Annotated in this window: 1 protein-coding gene; it reads right to left on the bottom strand. The window is 45.9% G+C overall.

What is annotated here, in order from left to right:
* On the bottom strand, positions 1-2,321 hold a 2,321-nt coding region (locus KDK16_RS07230), incomplete at both ends, for a hypothetical protein (protein WP_257275358.1).

Here is a 2,321-nt window from a genome sequence, read left to right as displayed (position 1 = left end):
AATTGACTGTTGATTCGAGGGTGGGGCGATCTTCCAGTGTGGTGTCTTCACTCAGCTTGATATCAAGAATCGCCGCCACAGCATTTTTCCTGAGCCTGGTGTAAGAATGCTCCATATCGCGTTGTTTGCGCATTTTATAAAGTTTTTGACGCAGACGTTGCCCCTGGGCATTTATTTTCTTAAGTTTTTTAATCAGGCGTTCTTGTTGGGCGTCAATATCTGCATTGCTATCAAAGTTCTGAATGTTTAAATGCGCGGCAATGGTTGCATAGCGGGCTTTGATATCAGGTTCATTTTTAGCATCTGTTCTGGTGCTCTGTTGCTGAAGATATTGCTGATCGATCTGCACTTCCCGCAACTTAAGGTGCTGCTGAATGTTCTGGCAACGGACTTCCGGGTTCTTTTCATTATCCGGAACCAGACCAGACTGACCTTCAGTGTTAGCCAGAATATTCTGCATTAACCGATCGGTTAGTTCTGCCTTTTGTTGCAGGTGGTGTTGAATGTTTCGACAGCAGGTATCCAGTTTGTTTTCATTGACAGGAGTAATACCCTGCTTGCTGACAGTGGCCGCCAGTTTTTCTTTTAAAGCTTCTTCCCCGGGTTGTCCTGATCTAGTAATCGATGTTGCGGTAACTGGTGTTGCGGTAACTGGTGTTGCGGTAACTGGCGTTGCGGAAATCGATGTTGCTGCTATCGCTTCACGAACTTCTTTTTTCAGAATGGGAGTACGATCGACTTCTTTCTGAAGGTTCTGTATCCAGTGACTCCGTTCTGCCAGTTCTTTTTCGATCTGAGCGTCCTGTGTCCTAATGTGTTGCTGAATGGTCCGGCAACGCATCCCCGGGTCTTTTTCGTCAACCGGGACCAGACCAAGCTGACCTTCAATGTACGCCAGATTATTCTGGATTATTCGATCGCTCGCGTCTTCCGTGATTATACCGAACCGATAATCAATTAAAGCCATATTATTCTGGATTAACCGATCGGTTAGTTCTTCCTTTTGTTGCAGGTGCCGTTTAATGGGCTGAAGGATATCCGGGTCGCCTTCATTGATCGACGTAATATCGCGCTTGCCGCCAATGGCCGCTGGTTTTGCTTTTACAGCTTCTTCAACTGGCTGTCCGGTTGCGGCAACCAGTTGTTTGATTTCATGTCTAATGAGACTGGCTTGTTCTTCGGGTGGCTGGGTATCATCCCAGTCATCAATACCAAGCTCTGCTGCTATTTGAGTGTTGCGAACTTTTGTAGCATCTGCTCTGGCATCACGAAATTGTTGTTCCAGCTCTGAAATTCGTTTGACTGCCTGCTCTTGTAGATGCTGAGCTGGCGGATAAACGACCTCAGGCGCATGCGGCTTAAAGAGCTGCAGAATGGCTTTGTGTCGGGCTTCCAGGTCATTTTCGTTGTTCGGAATCAGACCGAGTTGATTTTCAATGCTGGCCAGTCGGATCTCCTCTGCGATGGGGTCTGCCTTTTGTTGCAGAGGCTTTCCTTTTGCAATAATTGTTGCGACCGTCATCTGGTGAATTTGATGAATTTTTTTTTCGATACGTCTGAGTTGTTCTCCGAGTGGCTGGGTATCATCCCAGTCAACAATACCAAGGTTTGCTGCCCGTTGAGTGTTGTAAGCTTTTCTGGACTCTTCTCTGGCGTCACTCATTGGTTGCAACTTTGGAATTCTTTTTACTTCCTGCTTTAGCTTCTCCAGCTGGTTTTGCATTCTTACAATTACTATTCGAGTGTTTGCAAGTTGATTCTCATATTCTTGACAGAACAAAAGTGCTATCGGATTTTCCTTTTCACTGCAATTAGCTTCCTCCGAAGTGAGTTTTAACAGGTTTCTGAGCTGGATGAGTTCTCTTTCATTTGCCTCCTGCGCTATCAGTTGAGTTTCTACTTCAATCAGCTTTCTGGAGGTCTCTCTCATAACGTTGGAAATAAACGCTTCGTCATGCTCAGACGTTTTGGCCTTCGTTTGGCTAGTATCACTCATCGAGAGTATCACTGGCTGAATGTTCTTAATAAAGATCGGGTTAGCCAGAAGATTTCTAAGTACGGGTTTGAAGCTGAAGTGTTTTTCGAGTTGATTATGAAACAAGGTTGGTGTGAAGAACGACGAAGCGACCCTGATGTGCCCTATTGTGAAATCAAATTCATCTGCTTGATCTGAACTGGCAATGGTCAGTGCCTGCTGGATAGATTCATAGTCTGCAAGCGCACTCAGTTCTAATGTGCCAAGACCAGCACCGCGGCAACAATCCAACCGTTCAGCAAACCCCTCCAGTAGCGCCATCTGCCTGCTTCGAATGACATACTGG

The organism is Endozoicomonas sp. SESOKO4, from assembly GCF_024606275.1.
This window is presented reverse-complemented; position numbering and strand designations above follow the sequence as displayed.